At 75.0% G+C, this 23,590-nt stretch carries 5 protein-coding genes; all 5 read left to right on the plus strand.

All coding sequences use genetic code 11. From position 1 onward, the window contains the following. Positions 1-71 precede the first annotated feature (71 nt). The 5 genes from OEIGOIKO_RS09325 (at position 72) to OEIGOIKO_RS09345 (ending at position 23,590) form a co-directional block, all read left to right on the plus strand. A complete protein-coding gene (locus OEIGOIKO_RS09325) occupies positions 72-1,487 on the plus strand; it encodes a glycosyltransferase family 39 protein (RefSeq protein WP_246177282.1) in 1,416 nt (471 codons plus the stop codon). A 110-nt stretch (positions 1,488-1,597) separates the two neighbouring features. Then, entirely contained in the window at positions 1,598-3,133 is a 1,536-nt protein-coding gene (locus tag OEIGOIKO_RS09330) for a glycosyltransferase family 39 protein (RefSeq protein ID WP_125053630.1), read from the plus strand. A 150-nt stretch (positions 3,134-3,283) separates the two neighbouring features. Then, positions 3,284-4,297 carry a phenylpyruvate C(3)-methyltransferase gene (gene mppJ / locus OEIGOIKO_RS09335; protein ID WP_125053632.1) on the plus strand — a complete coding sequence of 338 codons (1,014 nt, stop codon included), beginning with the start codon at positions 3,284-3,286 and terminating at the stop codon, positions 4,295-4,297. 49 nt (positions 4,298-4,346) lie between these two features. Then, a complete protein-coding gene (locus tag OEIGOIKO_RS09340) occupies positions 4,347-12,545 on the plus strand; it encodes a non-ribosomal peptide synthetase (RefSeq protein ID WP_125053634.1) in 8,199 nt (2,732 codons plus the stop codon). Next, entirely contained in the window at positions 12,542-23,590 is an 11,049-nt protein-coding gene (locus tag OEIGOIKO_RS09345) for a non-ribosomal peptide synthetase (protein WP_125053636.1), read from the plus strand. The genes OEIGOIKO_RS09340 and OEIGOIKO_RS09345 overlap by 4 nt, the downstream gene beginning before the upstream one ends.

Genomic DNA, 23,590 nt, shown 5'->3' on the forward strand with positions numbered 1-23,590 from the left:
CGGATGATCTTGTGACGCGCCCGCGTACGGCGGTCCGTCCGGCCTGGAGGCCGACCGCCGCAGTCGCGGGCGTGGTGGTCGTACTGCTGCTGGCGGTGTCCGGCCGGTACGGCTACAACGTGGACGAGTTGTACTTCCGGTTGCTCGGCGAACGCGGCTGGGCCTGGGGCTACACCGACCAGCCGCCCTTGGTGCCCGCGGTGGTGCACGCCGCCTCCGCGCTCCTGGGCGACGAGGTGTGGGCGATCCGGGCGCCGGCGGCGCTGTGCGGCGGTGCCGTCGTCCTGCTCGGCGCTCTGATCACCGCCGAGTTGGGCGGTACCCGGCGGGCGCAGGTGCTGTCGGCCCTCATGCTGGGCAGCTCGTTCCTGGTGCTCAGCGTCGGGCACATCATGGTCACCACCACGCTGGACCTGGTGGCCTGGTCCGCCGCGCTGCTGTTCGTGCTGCGCGCGCTGCTGCGCGGCCAGGGCAAGTGGTGGCTCGCGGTGGGCGCGGTGCTGGGCGTCGCCCTGTACGCGAAGTACATCGTGGCGCTGCTGCCGGTGACGTTGCTGATCGGGCTGGCGGTGGCCGGGCCGCGCCGGGCCTTCCGGGACCGGTACCTGTACGCGGGGGCCGCGCTCGCCCTCGTCATCGGCTCGCCCAACCTGGTCTACCAGATCACCCATGACTTCCCGCAGCTCCAGATGGCCGACGCACTGGCCGCCACGGACGGCCCGATGAACCGGATCGTCTTCCTGCCGGGCCTGGTGCTGCTGGTCGGCCCGGTGCTGACGGTGCTGTGGCCGGCCGGGCTGGTGAAGCTGTGGCGGGATCCGGCGTGGCGGCCGGTGCGGGCGCTGGGCCTGGCGTTCCCGCTGGCCGTGGGCCTGACGCTGTACGGGGGCGGGCGGCCGGACTACGTCGGCGGGTTCTTCGTCCTGCTGCTGGCCGCGGGAGCGGTGGCCGCCGACCGGTGGTCGGCCGGCCGCACGGTGCGGCGGGTCCTGCTGACGGCCGGGCTGGCGCTGAGCGCGGTGGCACAGGTGCTGATGGCCCTGCCGGTGCTGCCGCCCGCCTCGCCGCTGTCCACGCTGAACAACATCTCCCTGGAGAGCGTCGGCTGGCCCCGGCTCGCGGACCAGGTGAGCCGGGTGTACGACGGCCTGTCGCGGCGGGACCGGGACCGTGCGGCCGTGCTGGCCGGCAACCTCGGCGAGAGCGGCGCGCTGGACCGTTACGGAGCGGACCTGCCCCGGGTCTACAGCGGGCACAACGAGCTGCACTCCTGGGGTCCGCCGCCGGAGCACGCCGACGTGGTGGTCGCGGTGGGCGTGCCGCGCTCCCGGCTGGAGGCGGACTTCCGGAGCTGCGTGACCGCCGGGCGGGTCGACAACGGGCTGGACATCGAGAACGCCGAGCAGGGCACGGAGATCACGGTGTGCCGGGGTCGTGCCCGGCCCTGGGACGAACTGTGGCCCGCATATCACTACTTGAGCGGCTGACCTGGCCGCCGGACCGAACGCGCGTGCGCGTTCATCCGTGACGCGCCCGCGTCACGGACAAGAACGGATCACGGCGAGTGATCCTTCAACCGAGGCGGAGGAGAGGTGCGATGACGGCGACGACGAGGTCGGTCGACCGCGGAACACGGGCCGGACGGCCGACGGGGGCGCACCGCGCGGCCCCCGTGGCGTGGCGGCCGGTCGCGGTGGTGGTGGCCGGCCTCGCCGCGCTGCTGTTCGCGTTCGCGGGTGAATACGGCTACCACGCCGACGAGTTGTACTTCCGGCTGCTCGGTGAGCGGGGGCCGGCCTGGGGCTACGTGGACCAGCCGCCGCTGCTGCCGATGGTGGTCCGGGTCGCCCAGGAGCTCTTCGGCGACACCATGGTGGGCGTCCGGGTGCCGGCGGTGCTGTGCGCGGCGGCCGTCACGGTACTCGGCGCCCTGATCGCCGCGGAGCTGGGCGGTTCGCGCCGGGCCCAGACGCTCACCGCGATCGGCGTGGGCACCTCCACGATGGTGCTCAGCTTCGGCCACTGGATCCTCACCACCAGCTTCGACACCGTGGCGTGGGCGGCGGTGCTGCTGTTCGCGCTGCGGGTGATGCTGCGCGGCGAGGGCAGGTGGTGGCTGTGGGCGGGCGCGGTCGTCGGACTGGCGCTGTACGCGAAGTACATCGTGCTGCTGCTGCCGGTGGCGCTCCTGGTGGGCATGGCGCTGGTGGGCCCGCGGTGGGTCTTCCGCGACCGGCGGCTGTACCTGGGCATCGCGCTGGCCCTCGTCATCGGCTCGCCCAACCTGATCTACCAGATCACCCACGACTTCCCGCAGCTTCAGATGGCCGAGGGGCTGGCCGGCACGGACGGCGAGGCCAACCGCGCCATGTTCGCCACCAACCTGGTCCTGCTGTTCGGCCCGGCGCTGTTCGTGCTGTGCCTGATCGGGCTGGTCAAGCTGTTCCGGGTGCCCGAGTGGAAACCCGTACGGGCGCTCGGCGTCGGCTACCTCGCGGCGACCGCGGCGGCGTACCTGATCGAGGGCGGCCGTCCCGACTACACCGGCGGCCTGCTGATCGCGCTGCTGGCAGCCGGGTGCGTGGCCGCCGACCGCTGGGCCGGCCGGCGCGCCCTGCGGCTGTCGGTGCTGGCCCTCTCCCTGGCCGTCAGCGCCGTCGCCCAGATGCTGCTGTCGCTGCCGGTCGTGCCCAAGAGCGCGCTGAAGGACTTCCAGGTCGCCAGCATGCCGCTGGAGACGGTGGGCTGGCCGCGCATGGTCGAGCAGACCGAGGCGGTCTACCGCGCGCTGTCCCCGCGGGACCGGGACCGCGCCGTGATCCTGACCGAGAACTTCGGCGAGGCAGGCGCCCTGGACCGGTACGGCAAGGGGCTCCCCGAGGTGCACAGCGGCCACAACGAGCTCTACCACTGGGGCCCGCCGCCCGAGCGGGCCCGGGTGGTGATCGCGGTGGGCGTCGACGAGCGGCGGCTCGCGGCGGACTTCGCCCGCTGCCGGCTCGCCGACCGCGTCGACAACGGCCTGGACATCGACAACCCCGAGCAGGGCGTGCGCGTCTCCGTCTGCCACGACCCCAAGAAGCCCTGGTCACGGCTGTGGCCGCAGTACCGCCACTACAACGCCTACCTGTAAGGGGTTGGCCGCGCGCGGTCCGGCCGACCTGCTTCGCTGCACGGTAAAAGTCGTGGATCAGCCGTGGGGGCCCCTGGAGACTGAGGCCGCTGAATGTGTACGTCAATCGGACCGAATTCCGGATGAACCCCCCGCGGGTGGAGGCGTGAAATGAGTACCGAGGTTTCCGACACGCAGGCACGGCGTGCCGTGGCCGACATCTTCAACGCGACCGTGGCCTCGCACGCCATCGGCGCGGCTTGGGAGCTCGGCGCGCTGGACGAACTGGGTGAGAACGGCAAGCTGGACGCGGCCGAGTTCGCCGCGCGCAACGATCTGCACGAGCCGGCGGTGACCGGCATGTTCACCGCGCTGGCCAGCGTCGGCATCGTCCGCCGGGAGGGCACCGTCGTCCTGACCGGACCGTATTTCGACGAGGTCAACCACACCCGCTCGCTGTTCCACTGGCTCAACCAGGGCAGCGGCGAACTGTTCCGGCGGATACCGGACGTGCTGCGCAACGAGAAGCGCGTCGGCGACTTCTACCAGCGGGACGCGGCGGCCATCAGTTTCGCCTGCCGGGAGATCAGCGAGCGCTACTTCGACCCGGCCTTCTGGTCGGCCGTGGAGGGCCTGGGTTACGAGCCCACCATGGCCGCCGACCTGGGCTCGGGCAGCGGCGAGCGGCTGATCCAGATAGCCCGGCGGTTCCCCGGCGTGCGTGGCCTGGGCGTGGAGATCGCGCCCGACGCCATCACCATGGCGGAGAAGGAGGTGGCCACCAAGGGATTCGGTGACCGCATCTCCTTCGTCCGCGGGGACGCCCGCGACATCGACGCGGTCGAGGCGCGCGAGCGGTTCGCCGATGTGGACCTGCTCACCTGCTTCATGATGGGCCACGACTTCTGGCCCCGGGAGAATGCCGTCAAGACGCTGCGGGACATCCGCGCGGCCTTCCCCAACGTCCGCCGTTTCCTGCTCGGTGACGCCACGCGCACCGTGGGCATTCCGGACCGGGAACTGCCCGTCTTCACGCTGGGATTCGAGTTCGGGCACGACATGATGGGCGTGTACCTGCCGACCATGGACGAATGGGACGGCGTATTCGAAGAGGGCGGCTGGCGCTGTGTGAAGAAGCACGCCATCGACTCGCTCTCCCGTTCCGTGGTCTTCGAACTCGAATAACCACTTTCACGGGCACGTTGACCACGCAGGCAGGCTGAGGGGAATTTCGATGGGTGAGTGGCGCGATCGTCGCCTGGACGAACTGTTCGCCGAGCAGGTCGCGCGGACACCGGACCGCACGGCGGTGACGTACGGGGACGAGCACCTCAGTTACCGCGCGCTCGACGACCGCGCGGAGCGGCTGGCCCGCGTCCTGGCCGCGCGCGGCGCGGGCCCCGAGCGGTTCGTCGCGCTGCTGCTGCCCCGCTCGGCCGACCTGATCGTGGCGATCCTCGCCGTCCTGAAGACAGGGGCCGGGTACGTCCCCATCGACCCCGCGTACCCGGCCGACCGCATCGCCTACGTGCTGGGCGACGCCCGTCCCGTGGTGACCGTCACGACGGCCGGCGTCCGGGCCGGCCTGACCGGCGTGGAGACCGACGCGCCCTGGCTCGACCTGGACGCGCCGGAGGACGACGGGACCCCGGCCACCGCCGCGGGGGCCGGCGCCCGCCGCTCCCCGGAGAACCCCGCCTACGTCATCTACACCTCCGGATCCACCGGCCGCCCCAAGGGCGTGGTGGTCCCGCACGGCAACGTCGCCCGGCTGCTGTCCTCCACCGCCCACTGGTACGGCTTCGACGAGCACGACGTGTGGCCGCTGTTCCACTCCTTCGCCTTCGACGTCTCGGTGTGGGAGATCTGGGGCGCCCTGCTGCACGGCGGCCGGCTCGTGGTCGTCCCGCACGCCGTCACCCGCGCCCCCGCCGACTTCCTGCGGCTCCTGGTGGCCGAGCGGGTCACCGTCCTCAACCAGACGCCGTCCGCCTTCTACCAGCTCATGGCCGCTGACCGGGAGGACCCGGAGCTGGGCGCGCGACTGGCCCTGCGGTACGTCGTCTTCGCGGGCGAGGCGCTGGACCTGGGCAAACTCGGCGACTGGTACGACCGGCACCCGGACACCGCGCCCACGCTGGTCAACATGTACGGCATCACCGAGACCACGGTGCACTCCTCGTACCTGGCCCTGAGCCGGGAGCTGGCGGCCGGCGCCACCGGCAGCGCCGTCGGCGTCGCCATCCCCGACCTGGACTTCCACGTCCTGGACGAGAACCTGCGGCCCGTCCCGGCCGGCGCCGAGGGCGAGCTGTACGTGGCCGGGCCCGGCGTGGCCCGCAACTACGCCAACCGGCCCGGCCTGACCGCCGAACGCTTCGTGGCCTGCCCGTTCGGCCCGCCCGGCGCCCGGATGTACCGCTCCGGCGACCTGGTACGGCTGCTGCCGGACGGCGGCCTGGAGTACCTGGGCCGCACCGACGACCAGGTCAAGATCCGCGGCTTCCGCATCGAACTGGGCGAGATCACGCACGCCCTGACCCGCGACCCGTCCGTGGACCAGGCCGCCGTCGTGGTCCGCGACGACCAGGGCGAACGCCGCCTGGTCGGGTACGTCGTCCCGGCCGGCACCGGCCGCCCCACGCCGTCCCGGCTGCGCGCCGCGCTGGCCGCGCACCTGCCCGGCTACATGGTGCCGAGCGCGTTCCACGTCATGGACGCGTTCCCGCTCACCGCCAACGGCAAGCTGGACCGCCGGGCGCTGCCCGCGCCCACCCGCGCGGACAGCGTGGACGCCGAGTACGCCGCGCCCGAAGGCCCCGCCGAGGAAGCGCTCGCCGCCATCTGGCGCGAGGTGCTGGGCACCGAGCAGGTCGGCGCGCTGGACGACTTCTTCGAGTCGGGCGGCGACTCGCTCTCCATGGTCCGGGTGCTGTCCCGGATACGCGCCGGGTCGGGTGCGGAGGTGAGCGTGGCGGACTTCTTCGCCGCGCCGACCGTCCGGGCGCTGGCCGCGCGCGGTACGGGTACGGCCGTGGCCCCGATCCCGGTCGCCCCGCGCACCGGGCCGGTACCGCTGTCCTTCACCCAGCGGCGGTTCTGGCTCTTCCACCAGCTGGACCCGGCCGAGACCGCGTACAACGTGCACACCGCGCTGCGGCTGCGCGGCGACCTGGACACCGGCGCGCTGCGCACCGCCCTGGCCGGGCTCGCCGCCCGGCACGAGCCGCTGCGCGCCACCGTCGTCACCCGGGACGGCGAGCCCGCCATGCGCGTCGCGCCCGCCGACGGGTTCACCGTCCCGCTGGACGTGCGGGACCTGACGGCACTGACCGGCGAGGCGCTGGAACGGGAGCAGGAGCGGCTGCTCGCCGAGGAGACCGCCCGGCCCTTCGACCTCGCCGCGGGCCCGCTGCTGCGGGTCCTGCTGGTGCGCCGCACCGCCCGGGACCACGTCCTGGCGCTGGGCGCGCACCACGTCGCGACCGACGGCTGGTCCACCGGCCTGATCACCGACGAGCTGAGCGCCCTGTACCGGGCGGCGCGCGAGGGCACGCCCGCGGAACTGGAGCCGCTGCCCGTCCGGTACGGCGACTACGCGGTGTGGCAGCGGGGCGAGGAGCAGCGGGCCCGGCTGGAGGGTCAGCTCGCCCACTGGCGCGACCGGCTCGCCGGGCTGACCCCGCTCCAGCTCCCCACCGACCGGCCGCGCCCCGCCGTCAAGAGCTGGCACGGTGCCGCGCACCGCTTCACGCTCGACCGCCGTCTGGTCACCGCCCTGAAGGAGCTGAGCGCGGCGCACGGCGGCACCCTGTTCATGACGCTGACCGCCGCCACCCAGACGCTGCTGGCCCGCTACTCCGGCCGGCGCGACATCGCCCTGGGCACCGCCGTCTCCGGCCGTGCCCACCCGCAGGCCGAGCGGCTGGTGGGCCCGTTCATCAACACCGTCGTGCTGCGCACGGACGTGGACGGCGCGCTGCCCTTCGCCGACTTCCTCGGCCGGGTGCGGGAAACCGTCCTGGACGCGTTCGCCCACCAGGATGTGCCCTTCGAGCGGCTGGCGGAGGCGCTGGACGGGGCCCGCGACCCGAGCCGCACCCCGCTGATCCAGGCGATGCTGCTGTTCCAGAACGCCCCGGCCGGGGCGGAGGAGTTCGCCGGGCTGCGCACCGAGCGGGTGGCGCTGCCGCGCCCCGCGTCCGTCTTCGACCTCACACTGGAGTTCACCGAGCGCGCCGGGCAGGTGGAGGTGATGGCGGAGTACGGCACGGACCTGTTCGACACCGCCACCATCGAGCGGCTGGCGGACCACCTGCGGGTACTGCTGACGGCGGTGACCGCCGACCCCGGACGGGAGCTGCGCGATCTGCCGCTGCTGCCCGAGGCGGAGCGGCACGCGCTGGTGACCGGCTGGAACGACACGTTCCGGGAGCCCGCCACGACGGCGGTGGTGCACGAGCAGTTCGCCGACCGGGCCCGCCGCACCCCGGACGCGCTCGCCGTCACCCACTCCACCGGCACCCTCACGTACGGCGAACTCGACGCCGGAGCCAACCGGTTGGCGCACCACCTGCGCACCCTCGGCGTCACCCGGGGTACCCCCGTCGTCCTCAACCTGGACCGCACGCCGGACCTGGTCGTGGCGATGCTCGCGGTGCTCAAGGCCGGCGGCGCGTACGTGCCCACGGCCGCCGGCATCCCCGCGGCGCGGCTGGGACAGCTTCTGGCGGAGACCGGCACGCCCGTGCTGCTCACCACCGGCGAGCGGGCCGCCGCGCTGCCGCACGCCGGGGTCACCGTGCTCGTCCCGGCCGCCGCCCGGGACGAGATCGCCCGGCACCCCGCCACCGACCCCGGCGTGCCGGTGGGCCCGGACGACCTGGCGTACATCGTCCACACCTCCGGCTCCACCGGCGTCCCCAAGGGTGTCGCCGTCCCGCACAGCGCCCTGACCGACTACTGCGCCTGGCACAACGACGCCCTCGGCGTGGGCCCCGAGGACCGCTCGTCCTCCGTGGTGGGCCTGGCGTTCGACGTCGCGGTGGGCGAGGTGTGGCCGTACCTGTGCGCGGGCGCGCGGGTGGACCAGCCCGACCAGGAGACGCTGGACGACCCGACGGCCCTGGTGGAGTGGTTCGCCGCGGCGGGGACGACGGTCGCCTACCTGCCCACGCCCCGGATCGAGTCGCTGCTCGACGTCCCGGCGATCACCAGGACGCGGCTGCGCACCGTGCTCGTCATCGGTGACGCGCTGCGCCGCCGCCCGCAGCCCGGCCTGCCGTTCACGCTCGTGAACGCGTACGGACCCGCCGAGGCCACCGTCGCCGCCACCCAGGCGGTCGTGGAACCCGAGGGCCCGGACGCGCCGCCCGGACTGCCGGGCATCGGCGCCCCCCTGTACAACACCGCCGCCTACGTGCTCGACGACCGGTGCAATCCCGCCCCCGTCGGCGTGCCCGGCGAGCTCTACCTCGCCGGTGACGGGCTGGCGCGCGGCTACCACGGCCGCCCCGACCTCACTGCCGAACGGTTCGTGGCCTGCCCGTTCGGGCCGCCCGGGTCCCGGATGTACCGCACCGGCGACGTCGTGCGCCGGCTGCCGGACGGCACCCTGGACTTCCTGGGCCGGGTCGACAACCAGGTCAAGCTGCGCGGCCACCGCATCGAACCGGGCGAGATCGAGAGCGTCCTCGGGCGCCGGGACGACATCGCGCAGATCTTCGTCACCGTCCGTGAGCCGGTCCCCGGCCGCAGACAGCTCGTGGCCTACCTCGTGCCCGACGGGAGCGCCGCGCCCGACCCGCGCGACCTCGCCGCGTACGTCGCGGGCCTGCTGCCCGCTTACATGATCCCGGCCGCCTTCGTCGTGCTGGACCGGCTGCCGCTCACCCCGAACGGCAAGATCGACCGGCAGGCGCTGCCCGACCCGGCCCCGGCCGGCGGCCGGGAGGAGTATGTCGCTCCCGGCACGCCCGTGGAGAAGGCGCTCGCCGACATCTGGGCCGAGGTGCTGGGCGTCGAACGGGTCGGCGTCCGGGACAACTTCTTCGCCCTGGGCGGCGACTCCATCCTGAGCCTCCAGACCGTGGTCCGCGCCCGCCGGGCCGGGCTGCGGCTCACCTCCAAGGACCTCTTCCAGCGGCGCACCATCGCGGCGCTGGCCCCCGTGGTGACGACGGAGGAGAGCGCGGCCGGCGAAGGGGCCGTCCCGGCGTTCGCCCTCAGCGGCCTGGACGCGGACGGCGTGGCCCGGCTGACCGCCGCCACCGGCCCGGCCGAGGACGCCTACCCGCTCACGCCCATGCAGAGCGGCCTGCTCTTCCACACCCTCATGGACGCCGAGGGCGGGGTGTACGTCGAGCAGTTCCACTTCGCACTGGAGCACATCCGCCGGCCGGAACTGCTCGGCACCGCCTGGCAGCGGGTGGCCGACCGGACGCCCGAGCTGCGCACCGCCCTGAGCTGGGACGGTCTGGCCGAACCGCTCCAGGTCGTGCGCACCGGCGTGGAGATACCCGTCGCGCACCTGGACTGGTCGGCGCACGACGCCGACGGGCAGCGCGCCGCCCTGGACCGCCTGCTGGCCGAGGACCGGGCCCGCGGCCTGGACCCGCGCACCGCGCCCCTGACGCGCGTCACCCTCGCCCGGCTCGGCGACGGCCGGGTCCGGGTCCTGTGGACCTTCCACCACCTGCTGCTGGACGGCTGGAGCGCCATGCAGGTGCTGGCCGAGGTGGTCGCCGAGTACGCCGCGCTGGCCGACGGCGTGCCGCACTCCCCCGCGCCGCGCCGCCGGTACGCGGAGTTCGTCCGCTGGCTCGGCGCCCAGGACGGCGCCGCCGCCGAGACGTACTGGCGCGCAGCGCTCACCGGCCGCGAGTCGCCCACCCCGCTCCCGTACGACCGGCCGCGCACCGGCACCCGCCAGGCCGCCCCGGACGCCGGGCTGGAGCTGCGGCTGCCGGCCGCGGTGACCGCGCGGCTGGGCGACGCCGCCAAGCGCGCCGGGGTCACCCTGAACACGCTGGTGCAGGGCGTGTGGGCGCTGCTGCTCGCCCGCCACAGCGGCGAGTCCGACGTCCTGTTCGGTGCCACGGTCGCCGGGCGGCCGGACGAACTGCCCGCCGCCGAGTCGGTGATCGGTCTGTTCATCAACACCCTGCCGGTCCGCGTGCGGGTGGACGAGGACGCGCCGCTGGCCGCCTGGCTGCGCCGGGTCCAGGACGAGCAGGCCGAGGCGCGCGCCCACGAGCAGGTCTCGCTGGCCGAGGTGCAGGGCTGGGCGCCAGAACGTTCCGGCACCGGCCTCTTCGACAGCGTCATCGCCTTCGAGAACTACCCGGTGGACTTCGGCCCGGCCGACCACTACGGCCTGCGGCTGTCCGCCATCAAGGCGAGCAACACCTCCAACTACCCGCTGAACGCCATCGTCCAGACCACCGAGGACGGGCTGTCCGTCCTGCTGCGCTACGACTCCGCGCTGTTCGACGCCGGCACCGTCGAGCGGCTGCGCGGCCACCTGCGGACGCTGCTGGAGGAGACGGCCGCCGACCCGGACCGCCGGGTCGGGGAACTGCCGATGCTCACCGCGGCCGAGCGCCACACCCTCGCCCACGAGTGGACCGACACCGCTTCCGCGTACCCGATCGACCGGCGGCTGGACGCCGTGATCGCCGAGCAGGCGGCGGCCCGGCCGGACGCGGTGGCCGTCGCCGACGGCGACCGGCGCCTGACCTACGGCGAACTGGACCGGCGCGCCAACCGGCTCGCCCACCACCTCCGGGACCTCGGCATCGGCCGGGACGACCTGGTCGGCGTCGCCGTCGAACGGAGCGCGGAGGTCGTCGTCGCGATCCTCGGTGCCCTCAAGGCCGGTGCCGCCTACGTCCCGCTGGACCCGGAGTTCCCCGCGCAGCGGCTGGCCGCGATGCTCTCCGAGTCCCGGCCGCCGGTGCTGCTCACCCAGGAACACCTGCTGGCCGGGCTGCCCGCGACGGACGCGCGGATCGTGTGCGTGGACCGGGACCGCGCGGCGATCGACGCCCGCCCCGACACCGTCCCGCCGGTGACCGGCGGCCCCGGCGACCTGGCGTACGTCACCTACACCTCGGGCTCCACGGGCCGCCCCAAGGGCGTGATGGTGGCGCACCGCTCGCTGTTCAACATCGTCACCGAGGCCCGGCGGCTGTACGCACTGGGCCCGGACAGCCGGATCCTGCAGTTCTACACGATGAGCTTCGACGGCGGCGTCTGGGAGGTCTTCACCTCCCTGACCTCGGGCGCCACCCTCGTCATCGCGGACGTGGAGGCCCGGCAGAGCCCGTCCCGGCTCGCGGAGCAACTGCGCGCGGACGGCATCACAGCGCTGACCCTGCCGCCCGCGGTGGCCGCCGTGCTGGACCCGGAATCGCTGCCCGGCGTGACGAGCCTGGGGCTGGCGGGCGACGTGCTCGCGCCCGAACTCGCCCGCGCCTGGGCGCGCGGCCGGCGGCTGTTCAACATCTACGGGCCCAGCGAGGCCGCCCTGTCCGTCGCGCTGCACCGCGTCGAGGAGGCCGCCGAAGGCCGCAGCGTGCCGCTCGGCCCGCCCGTCCCCAACACCCGCTTCCACGTGCTGGACGAGCGGCTGCGGCTGCTCCCGGTGGGCGTCATCGGCGAACTGTACCTGGGGGGCGCGGGCCTGGCCCGGGGCTACCTGGAGCGGCCCGACCTGACGGCCGAGCGGTTCGTCGCCGACCCGTTCGGGCCGGCCGGGTCGCGGCTCTACTGCACCGGGGACCTGGTGCGCTGGACGCCGGAAGGCCGGCTGGAGTTCGCCGGACGGGTGGACAAACAGGTCAAGATCCGCGGCTACCGGGTCGAGCCCGCCGAGGTGGAGAGCGCGCTGCTGCGGCAGCCCCGCGTCGCCGAGGCCGTGGTCGTCGCCCGGGACGACGGCACCGGACACAAGCGGCTGGTCGGCTACGTCGTCGGGCCCGCGGGTGAACCCGTCCCCGACCCCGAGGAGTTGCTGCGCGCCCTGTCCGGGCAGTTGCCCGGCTACATGGTGCCCACGGCCGTGGTCCCGATGACCGCCCTGCCGCTGAGCCCCACCGGCAAGGTCGACCCGCGGGCGCTGCCCGAGCCGCCGCGCACCTCCCGGACCGCCGCCGTGCCCGTCGCCCCGCGCAACCCCACCGAAGAGGCGCTGGCCGCCATCTGGGCGGAGGTGCTGGCGGTGGAGAACGTCGGCGTGGAGGACGACTTCTTCGCGCTGGGCGGCGACTCCATCACCAGCCTGCGGCTGATGTCCCGGGTGAGCGGGGCCTTCGGCGTCGACGTGTCCCCCCGGGACTTCTTCGACGCCCCGACCGTCGCCGCCCTCGCCGAACGCCTTGAGGACCTGATCCTCGCGCAGTTGGAAGAAGCCGTCGGAGGCGGCGCCGTATGAGCACCTTTGAAGCGGACCAGTCGCAGACGCCCCACCAGCAGCCGCCCGGGGAGGGCGTCCCGGGATCGGGGCAGGCCCCCGCGCCCGGCGCCGTGAGCCCGTCCGGAGCCGGGGCCGCCCCCGGCGCCCAGGCCCCCGGCACCCCCTCCCGTGACGCCCGCCGGGCCGCGCTCCCCGCGCACCTCCAGGAGGCGCTGCGCGCCCGCCTGGCCGGGCGGGCCCCCGGGCCGGAGCGCGCGGACGGCGTCCCCGCCGTGCCGCACGACGGCCCGGTGCCCCTCTCGCCCGCCCAGGAACGCCTGTGGTACCTCCACGAGGTCGACCCGGACAGCGTGGAGTACAACACCCTGCGCGTGCTGCGGCTGCGCGGCGAACTGGACCGGGACGCGCTCGGCGGCGCGCTGGACGACGTGGTCGCCCGGCACACCGCCCTGCGCACCGTCTTCGGCTCCCGCGACGGCCGCGCCGAGCAGTCCGTGCGCCCGCCCGCCCCGGTGCCGCTGCCGCTGACCGACCTGTCGGACCGGGACACGGCCGGGCAGGACGCCGCCGTCCGGGCCCTGCTGCTGGACGAGTCCCGGCGCCCCTTCGACCTGCGCCGGGGACCCGTCCTGCGGGCCGGGCTGGTCCGGCTGGCGCCGGACGAGCACCTGCTGACACTGGCCATGCACCACATCGTCACCGACGGCTGGTCCATGGGCGTGCTGACCGGCGACCTCACCGCCCTGTACGCGGCCCGGCGGGCCGGCGTGCCCGCGTCCCTGCCCAAGCTGCCGGTGCGGTACCTGGACGTCGCCGCCTGGCAGCGCGACCGGCTCGGCACACCGCGGCTGCGCGACCAGGTCGAGTACTGGCGCCGGGCCCTGGACGGACTGGCCCCGCTCGACCTGCCCACGACCCGGCAGCGCCCGCCGGTGCGCAGCGGCGCGGGTGCCGCGCACGCCTTCGCCGTGCCCACGCCGCTCGCCGGACGGCTGCGGGAGCTGGGCCGGGAGCACGGCGCCACCCTGTTCATGACGCTGGCCGCCGCCGTGCAACTGCTGCTGGCCCGCTGGTCCGGCGGACGCGACGTGGCCGTGGCCACCGCCGCGTCCGGCCGCGGCCGGGTGGAGACCGAGCACCTGATCGGTTTCTTCGTCAACACGCTGATCCTGCGGTCCCGGATCGAGGAGTCCGGGACCTTCGGCGAACTGCTGCGCGCGGTCCGCGCGACCGTGCTGGACGCCTTCGCGCACGACGAGGCACCGTTCCAGCACGTCGTGGAGGCCCTGAAGGCGGAGCGCGACCCCAGCCGCCCCGCGCTGGCCGAGGTCGCCGTCAACCTGCACAACACCCCGGGCGGCGAGGCCCGGGCGCCGGGCCTGCGGGTCGAGGAGCACCCGGTGCCGGTGCTCACCTCCAGCATGGACCTCTCGTTCGACTTCACCGGGCGGGCGGACGGCGCGCTGGACGGCCGGCTCACCTACAACACGGACCTGTTCGCGCCCGAGGCCGCCGAGCGGCTGACGGCACACCTGCTCACCCTGCTCGCGGGCATCGCCGGCCGCCCGGCGGACCCGGTCGCCGCGCTGCCCGTCCTGCCGCCGGACGAGCACCGCCGGGTCACCGAGGAATGGCCGGCCACCGGCCCCGGCCGCGCACCGCGCACCGCCCCCGAACTGTTCGCCGAGCAGGTGGCCCGTACCCCCGGCGCGGACGCGCTCGTCTCGGACAACGGCACGCTGACCTACGCCGAACTGGACGCGCAGACCAACCGGTTGGCCCGTCTCCTGCTCGCCCGCGGCGCCGGCCCGGAGCGCACCGTCGCCCTCGCGCTGCCCCGCTCGCCCGAGGCCGTCGTCGCCGTCCTGGCGATCCAGAAGGCCGGCGCGGCCTACCTCCCGCTGGACGCCAGGAACCCGGCCGAGCGCAACCGGATGATGCTCCAGGACGCCCGGCCGCTCCTGGTCCTCACCTCCGCCGCCTTCGGCCAGGACCTGGCGGCGGACGTCCCCGTGCTGCGGACGGACGACCCCGGCACCCTCACGGCGGTGCGGGAACTGCCGGACGGCCCCCTGGAAGCGGACGAGTCGGCCGCGCCCCTGCTGCCCGCTCATCCCGCGTACGTCATCTACACCTCGGGTTCCACCGGCCGCCCCAAGGGCGTGGTGGTCACCCACGGCGGTGTACACGGCCTGATCGCCGCGCAGTCCGCGCACTTCGGCACCGGGCCCGGCTCCCGGACGCTGCACTTCGCCTCGCTCGGCTTCGACGCGGCGTTCTCCGAGATCGGCACGGCCCTGCTGACCGGCGGCGCGCTGGTCGTCGTGGACCAGGACCGCATCCTGCCGGGCGAGCCGCTGACCGCCGTCCTGGCCGAGCACCGGGTCACCCACGTCACCCTGCCGCCCACCGCGCTGTCCGCGCTCACCCCGGGCGCGCTGCCCGAGGGCCTGACGCTGATCGTGGCGGGCGAGGCCTGCCCGCCCGCCACGGCCCGCACCTGGTCGGCCCGGCACCGCATGATCAATGCGTACGGGCCCACCGAGTCCACCGTCTGTGCCAGCATGAGCGACGTCCTCGCCCCGAACTTCGTCGGCGACGAGCCGGTGCCCGTCGGCCGCCCGCTGGACGGCGTGACCGTCCGCCTCCTGGACGAGCGGCTGCGCCCCGTCCCGGTCGGCGTGCCCGGCGAGGTCTACCTCTCCGGCGCCGCGCTGGCCCGCGGCTACCTCGGCCGCGCCGCGCTCACCGCGGAACGTTTCGTGGCCGACCCCTACGGCCCGCCCGGCACCCGGATGTACCGCGTCGGCGACCGCGCCCGCTGGCGCGAGGACGGCGCGCTGGACTACCTCGGCCGCACCGACGACCAGGTCAAGGTGCGCGGTTTCCGCATCGAACTCGGCGAGGTCGAGGCCGTGCTGGCGCGCCACGCGGCGGTCGGCGCGGTGGCCGCCGCCGTCCGCGCCGACGACCGGGGCACCCGCCGCCTGGCGGCCTACGTGGTGCCCGCCGGCCCGGAGGGCGCCGACCCGGCCGCGCTGCGCGCGCTCGCCCGCGAGATGCTGCCCGAGCACATGGTGCCCGCAGCCTTCGTCGTGCTGGACCGGCTGCCGCTGAACGCCAACGGCAAGGTCGACCGCAGGGCGCTGCCCGACCCCGACCTGCGCCGCGACGCCGGGACCGACCGGGTGGCGCCCCGTAACGCCACGGAGGAGACACTCGCCAACATCTGGTCGGAGGTACTGGGCGTCGCCGGAATCGGCGTCGAGGACAACTTCTTCGACCTGGGCGGCGACTCCATCCTCAGCCTCCAGGTGGTCGCGCGGGCGCGCGCGGCGGGCCTGCGGCTGACGGCCAAGCAGACGTTCCTGCGGCAGACCATCGCCGACCTCGCGGCGGAGGCCGTCCAGGAGACGGACGGCACCAGTGCTCCCGACCAGGGGCCGGTCACCGGCGAGATGCCGCTCACCCCTATCCAGCACTGGTTCTTCGGCACCCTCGGGGAGAGCCTGGACCGCTTCAACCAGCACCAGTACCTGGAGCTGACCGGCGCCCCGGCCCCGGAGGCGCTGCGCGCCGCCCTGGCGGCCCTGACGGCGCAGCACGACGCGCTGCGGCTGCGCGCCGTCCAGGAGGACGGCCCGTGGCGGCTGCGGCACGCCCCGGCGGAGACCGGCGAGCTCCTGGAGCACCACGACCTGTCGGACCTGGCCCCCGACCAGCAGGACGCCGCCATGTCGGCGGCGATCGACGCCGCGCAGCGCGGGTTCGTCCTGGCCGCCGGGCCGCTGCTGCGGGCCCGGCTGTTCACCCTCGGCGCCGCCCGGCCGCCCCGGCTCTACCTCGTCGCGCACCACCTAGTCGTGGACGGCATGTCCTGGCGCGTGCTGCTGGCCGACCTGGAGACGGCCCACCGGCAGGCTGCCGCGGGCCGGCCGATCGACCTCGGGCCCAAGAGCACGTCTTTCCGCGACTGGTCGCGGAAGCTGTCCGCGCACACCGCGGCGGGCGGCTTCGACGCCGAACTGCCGTACTGGCAGGGTGTCGAGGAGGCCGCCGGAGAGGCGGCCCGGCTGCCCGTGGACACGGAGGGCGGCGCCGACACCGTCGCCTCCGCGCGCACCGTCACCGTACGGCTGGAGGCCGGCACCACCGAGGCGCTGCTGCGCAAGGTCCCCGAGGCCTACCGCACCCAGATCAACGACGTGCTGCTCAGCGCCCTCGGCCGGGTGCTCACCGACTGGACCGGCGGCACCCGCGCGCTCCTCGCGCTGGAGGGGCACGGCCGCGAGGACCTGTTCGCGGACGTGGACCTCACCGGCACCGTCGGCTGGTTCACCACCCTGTTCCCCGTCGCCCTGGACGTCCCGACCGGCGGCGACTGGGGCACCGTCCTGAAGTCCGTCAAGGAACAGGTGCGGGCCGTGCCGCGCAACGGCATCGGTTACGGTGCCCTGCGCCACCTGCGCGCGGACGGCACGCCGCTGGGCCGCGGGCCGGAGCCCGAGGTCGGCTTCAACTACCTCGGACAGTTGGACGTCCAGGGCGAGGGCACCGGCCTGGCCGGCCGCCTGCTGCCCAGCGCGGGAGCCGAGCGCGGCGACGCGCAGACCCGGCCGCAGCTCATCGAGATCAACGGCGTGGTCACCGGCGGCAGGCTGGAGTTCCACTGGACCTACTCCACCCACCGCCATCACCGCGCCACCATCGAGCGGCTGGCCGGCGCGTTCATGACCGCGCTGGAGGGCATCGTCGCGCACTGCGCCGCGCCCGGCGCGGGCGGCGCCACCCCGTCCGACTTCCCGCTCGCCGCCCTCGACCAGGCCACCGTGGACCGGATCGCCGGCGACGGCCGGGACGTGGAGGACGTCTACCCGCTCACCCCCATGCAGAGCGGCATGCTCTTCCACGCCCTGAGCGAGTCCGGACGCGACCCGTACACCGGGCACTTCGGCGTCCGGCTGGACGGCGTGACCGACCCGGAGGCGCTGGCCCGCGCCTGGCAGCGGGTCGTGGACCGCACGCCCGCCCTGCGCACCGCCGTGGTCTGGCAGGACGTGCCCGAGCCGTTGCAGGTGGTCCGCGCCGGCGCGGACGTCCCCGTCCGCCACCTGGACCTGCGGGCGCTGGAGGAGACGGCGCGGCAGGCGGAGCTGGACCGGATATGGGAGCGCCGCGAGGAGACCGCGATCGATCTGACGGCGGCGCCCGCGCTGCGGCTGACCCTGGTGCGGCTCACCGACACCGCCGTGCAGATGTTCTGGACCTCGCACCACCTGCTGGTGGACGGCTGGAGCTTCGCCGGGGTGCTCTCCGACGTGTGCGCCGAGTACGCCACCCTGACCGGGGGCCCGGCGGAGCCGCCCGCGGCCCGCCGCCCGTACCGCGACTACGTCCGCTGGCTCGCCGGGCGGGACCAGGAGGCCGCCGAGGCGCACTGGCGGTCGGTGGTCGCCGGGTTCAGCGTGGCGACGCCGCTGCCGTACGACCGGCAGCCGGTGAAGGCGCACACCACCCGCTCCACGCGCGAACTGCGCACCCACCTGTCCGCCGAGCGCTCCGCCCGCCTCACCGAGGCCGCCCGCGCGGCCCGGCTGACCGTCAACACCCTGGTGCAGGGCGCCTGGGCGCTGCTGCTCGCGCGGTACGCGGGCGTGGACGAGGTGTGCTTCGGCACCACGGTCTCCGGGCGCCCCGACTCGCTGCCGGGCGCGGAGTCCATCGTCGGGCTGTTCATCAACACCGTGCCGGTGCGCGCCCGGATCGACGGCGCGGCCCCCGCGGTGCAGTGGCTGCGGCACCTCCAGAACGATCAGCTCGACGCCCGGCAGCACGAGCACGTCTCGCTGGCGCAGATACAGCGCTGGAGCGGGGTGCCCGCCGGCTCCCCGCTGTTCGACAGCATCGTCGTCTTCGAGAACTACCCCTACGACCCGGACGCCGCGGCCCGCCACGGCCTGCGGATCGGCACCTTCCAGGGTGACGAGGTGACGAACTTCGCGCTCACCCTTACCGCGTACACCGCCGGGGAACTGCACCTGAACCTCGGCTACGACCCCGAGCTGTTCGACGCGCAGACCGTCGAGCGGATGACCGGGCACCTGACCGTCCTCCTCGACGCGCTCGCCGCGGCGCCCGAGACCCCGGTGGACGCGCTGCCGCTGCTCTCCGAGGACGAGCGGCACCGGCTGCTGACCGCGTGGAACGCCACCGCGACCGGCTTCCCGCCGGCCCGGCTGATCCACGAGGCGTTCGCCGAGCAGGCCGCGCGCACCCCGGACGCGGTCGCCGTGCGCGACGCCGGACGGACGCTGACCTACGCCGGACTCGCGGCCCGGTCCCACCAGCTCGCCCACCACCTCGTGGGCCTGGGCGCCGGCCCCGGAACCCTGGTCGGGGTGTGCGCCGACCGCGGGGTGGACGCCGTGGTCGCGCTGCTGGGCGTGCTGCGGGCGGGCGGCGCGTTCGTGCCGCTGGACCCGGCGTACCCGGCCGAGCGGCTGCGGGTGATGCTGGAGGACGCCGCCGTCTCCGTGGTCGTCACCGAGGAGCGGCTGCTGGACCGGATGGCCGGGCACGACGCCGCGGTGGTCTGCCTGGACCGGGACCGGCCGCTGCTGGACGCCCTGCCCGCCACGCCGCCGGTCACCGCCGTGGCCGTGGACGACCTCGCGTACGTCGTCTACACCTCGGGCACCACCGGCCGCCCCAAGGGCGTGATGGTCGAGCACCGGCACGTCCACCACATGGTGCACGCGTGGAACAAGCGCTACGGTCTCACCGAGTTGAAGCCCCGCGTGCTGTCGGTCTCCAGCCTCTCCGTCGACCTGTTCTTCAGCGACTTCCTGCTGTCCGCGCTGTTCGGCGGCACCATGGTCATCTGCCCGCAGGACGCGGTGGCCGACCAGGTGGCGCTGGCCGACCTCCTCCTGGAGAGCCGCGCCCAGCTCATGATCACGGTGCCGACGCTGGCCCGCGCGATGGTCGCCGAACTGTCCTGGCGCGGGGTGCGGCCCGATGACCTCCGCGTGCTCATGGTCGGCTCCGAGGGCTGGCCCGCGGACGCCGCCGCCGAGATCCTGGCCGGGCTCGCCCCGGGCACGGTGCTGGTCAACGCGTACGGATCGACCGAGACCACGGTCGACTCCACCACCTTCCAGCTCGGCGGCGACCCGCTGGGCGACGCCGCCTACGTCCCCGTCGGACGGCCGCTGGCCAACACCCGCATCTACGTGCTGGACGCCGAGCGGCGCCCGGTGCCCACCGGCGTCGTCGGCGAGTGCTACATCGGCGGCGACGGCGTCTCGCGCGGCTACCTCAACCGGCCCGGGCTGACCGCCGAACGGTTCCTGGACGACCCGTTCGCCCCCGGACCCGGCGCCCGGATGTACCGGACCGGGGACCTGGTGCGCTGGCGCGCCGACGGCAACCTCGAATGCCTCGGCCGGGTCGACGACCAGGTCAAGATCCGCGGTTTCCGCGTCGAACTCGGCGAGGTCGAAGCGGCGCTGGCCCGGCACCCCGCCGTCGGGGCCGCCGCCGCGGCCGTCCGCAGGGACGACGGCGGCCCGGCCCGCCTGGTGGGCTACGTCGTGCCCGCGCCCGGCGCCACCCCGGACCCGTCCGAGCTGCGCGCCTTCGCGGCCGAGCGGCTGCCGGCGCCCGCCGTCCCCACCGCGTACGTCCTCCTGGACGCGCTGCCCATGACCCCGAGCGGCACCGTCTCCCGGCGCGCCCTCCCGGCGCCCTCGGGCACCGCCGAGGCCGCCCCCGCCCACACCGCGCCGCGCGATGCCACGGAACTGGCGCTGACCGGCATCTGGCAGGAGGTCCTGGGCGTCGGCAAGGTCGGCGTGCACGACAACTTCTTCGACCTGGGCGGCGACTCCATCCTCAGCATCCGGGTCATCTCCCGGACGCGCGCCGCCCTGGGGGTGGCGCCCTCGCCGCGGCAGCTCTTCGACACCCCGACCGTCGCCGGGCTCGCCGCCGCCCTCGGGCCGGTGACCGCCGGAGCCCCGGCGGCGGCCCCGCTGGAGCCCGCCGACCGGAGCGCGCCGCTGCCGCTGTCCTACGCCCAGCAACGGCAGTGGTTCCTGCACAACTTCGACCCGGACAGCAGCGAGTACCACATCGTCACCGGCCTGCGCCTGGAGGGCGAGCCGGACACCGCCGCGCTGCGCGCCGCGCTCACCGCCGTCGTCGCCCGGCACGAGCCGCTGCGCACCACCTACGCCGCCACCGACGACGGCGGCGAGCAGATCGTGCACCCGGCGGCCGGTGCCGACCTGGGGGAGACCGACCTGTCCGGCGTCCCGGAGGACGCGCGGGAGGAGGCGCTGCGGGCGCACGTCGCCGCCCTCGCCGCCCGCCCGTTCGACCTCACCGGGGGGCCGGTCTGGCGCGCGGAGATCGTCCGGCTCGGCCCCCGCGACCACCTGCTCGCGCTGGTGATCCACCACATCGCCACCGACGGCGTCTCGATGGGCGTGCTGCTCGACGAATTGGGCACGCACTACGCCGCCGCCCTGCGGGGCGAACGTGCCGAGCTGCCCCCGCTGCCGGTGGCCTACGCCGACTACGCGGCCTGGCAGCACCGCGAGCTGAACGGCCCGGCCATGGACGCCCACCTCGCCTACTGGCGGGAGACGCTGGCCGGCGTCCGGCCGCTGGAACTGCCCACCGACCGGCCCCGGCCCGCGGTCCGCGAGTCCGCGGGGGCCATGCTGATCGTCGATCTCGGTCCGGAGGTCACCGCCGGGCTCAAAGACTTGGCCCGGCGTCAGGACGCCACGCTGTTCATGGTGCTCACCGCCGCCGTGCAGCTTCTGCTGGCCCGCTTCACCGGGCAGGCCGACATCGTCGTCGGCACCCCGGCGGCCGGGCGCGGCCGGCAGGAACTGGAAGGGCTCGTCGGCCTGTTCGTCAACACGGTCGCGCTGCGCACCACCGTGGACCAGGGGCTGTCCTTCGACGCCTTCCTCGGCCGCGTCCGGGACACCGTCCTGGAGGCGTTCGTGCACGACGAGGTGCCCTTCGACCGGCTGATCGAGGTGCTGCGCCCGCGCCGCGACCCCAGCCGCAACGCGCTGGTCGAGGTGTTCGTCGGCCTGGAGACCGACCGGACCGGGCCGCCGGAGCTGCCCGGCCTCACCGTCGCCGAGGTCCCGTACGTCAGCGGCGAGGTCAGCCACGACCTCAGCTTCGACTTCGTCGAGCACGGGGACACCCTGCGGGCCGCCGTCGGCTACAGCACCGCCCTGTTCGACCCGGAGACGGCCGAGCGGCTGGCGGCCCGCCTCCAGGACCTGCTGGCCGCCGTCCTGGACGGCCCCCGCACCCTGGCCGACATCCCGCCCGCCGACGCGGCCGAGGCCGGACGGCTCGCCGCCCTGCGGTCCGTCGCGTCGGAGCCGGCGCCGGACGCCGAGGATCCGGACGAGGACGCACCCCGGGCCTACGTCGCGCCGCGCACCCCCACCGAAGAGACACTGGCCGGCATCTGGGCCGCCGTCCTGGCCGTGCCGCGGGTCGGCGCGGACGACAACTTCTTCACGCTCGGCGGCGACTCGCTGCTCAGCATCCAGGCCGTGCAGCGGATGCGCCGGGCGGGCCTGCCGGTCACCACCAAGGACCTGTTCGTCCGGCAGACGCTCGGCGAGCTGGCTGCGCTCGCCGACGGACGGGCCACCGACACCCCGGCGAACGGCGCCGACGAGCCCGCCGCCGGATGGGGCGAGGTCCCGCTCACCCCGGCCCAGCACGACTGGTTCGCGGCCGAACCGGTGGCGCCGCACCACTTCACCCAGTCCGTCTTCCTCGAACTGGACGGCAGCCTGGACGAGGCGGCCCTGCACACGGCACTGACCGCGCTGCTCGGCCACCACGACGCGCTGCGCACCCGGTTCACGCGCGGCGAGGACGGCCACTGGCGGCAGTACGCGCTCCCGCCGGAGCCCGCCGACGTGCTGGTCCGGCACGACCTCGCCGAGGTCCCCGCCGCCGGGCGGGCGGAGGCCGTGGACCGGCTGGCCCGGGCCGCCGACGCGGGCCTGTCGCTGGAGCGCGGCCCGCTGCTGGCCGCCCTGCTGTTCACCTTCGGGGACGGCGAACGGGCCCGGCTCTTCCTCACCGCCCACCACCTCGTCGTCGACGGCGTGTCCTGGCGCGTCCTCCTGGAGGACCTGGAGGCCGCCTACGCCCAGGCGCGGGCGGGCGAGCCGGTGTCCCTCGACGAGCGCACCACCCCCTTCCGGGACTGGGCCGCCCGGCTCGCCCGGCACGTCGCCGACGGCGCGCTGGACGAGGAGGCCGCCTACTGGCAGGAGCTGCCGCCGGGCACCGAGGTCCCCCGGGACGGCGACGGGCCCGGCCTGGTCGGAGCCGTCGACTCGGTGGTGGTGGAGCTGGACGAAGACGTCAGCGAGGTCCTGCTGCGCCGCTCGGCCGGCGCGTTCCGGACCCGCTTCCAGGACGTGCTGTTCGCCGCGCTCGCCGACGCCCTGGGCACCTGGACCGGACGACGGCAGGTCGTCTTCGACACCGAGGGCCACGGCCGCGAGGACCTGTTCGACGACGTGGACCTCTCCCGCACCGTCGGCTGGTTCACCACCGAGTACCCCGTCGCCCTCGACCTGGACCAGGGCGGGGACGACTGGGCCGGCCGCGTCCGCGCCGTCCGGCGGCAGATGCGCAAGCTGCCCGGCAACGGATTCGGCTACGGCGCGCTGCGCCGGCTCGCCCCCCGGGGCACCCCGGGCGCGGCGCTCGCCGGACGGGCCCCCGCGCAGGTCGTGTTCAACTACCACGGCCAGGCCGACGACGCGCAGCGGAACGCGGACAGCCCGCTGTACCACGCGTTCCACGACGCCGTCGGCAGCGAGCAGGACCCCCGCGAGCGGGTCGGGCACCTGGTGGAGGTGGTCGGCGCGGCGCGCGCCGGACGGCTCGGCTTCACCTGGTACTTCGCGCAGGACGTCCATCACCGGTCCACCGTCCAGAAGGTGGCGGAGGAGTTCGCCGACGCGCTGCGCGCCATCGCCCGGCACATCACGGAGCAGTGA

The organism is Streptomyces paromomycinus (assembly GCF_003865155.1).
Taxonomy (GTDB): Bacteria; Actinomycetota; Actinomycetes; order Streptomycetales; family Streptomycetaceae; genus Streptomyces; species Streptomyces chrestomyceticus.

What these genes read in the sequence shown, in the direction of transcription:
- OEIGOIKO_RS09340 (WP_125053634.1), top strand. Translation starts at nt 4,347, where the DNA reads ATGGGTGAGTGGCGCGATCGTCGCCTGGACGAACTGTTCGCCGAGCAG.
- mppJ (WP_125053632.1), top strand. Translation starts at nt 3,284, where the DNA reads ATGAGTACCGAGGTTTCCGACACGCAGGCACGGCGTGCCGTGGCCGAC.
- OEIGOIKO_RS09345 (WP_125053636.1), top strand. Translation starts at nt 12,542, where the DNA reads ATGAGCACCTTTGAAGCGGACCAGTCGCAGACGCCCCACCAGCAGCCG.
- OEIGOIKO_RS09330 (WP_125053630.1), top strand. Translation starts at nt 1,598, where the DNA reads ATGACGGCGACGACGAGGTCGGTCGACCGCGGAACACGGGCCGGACGG.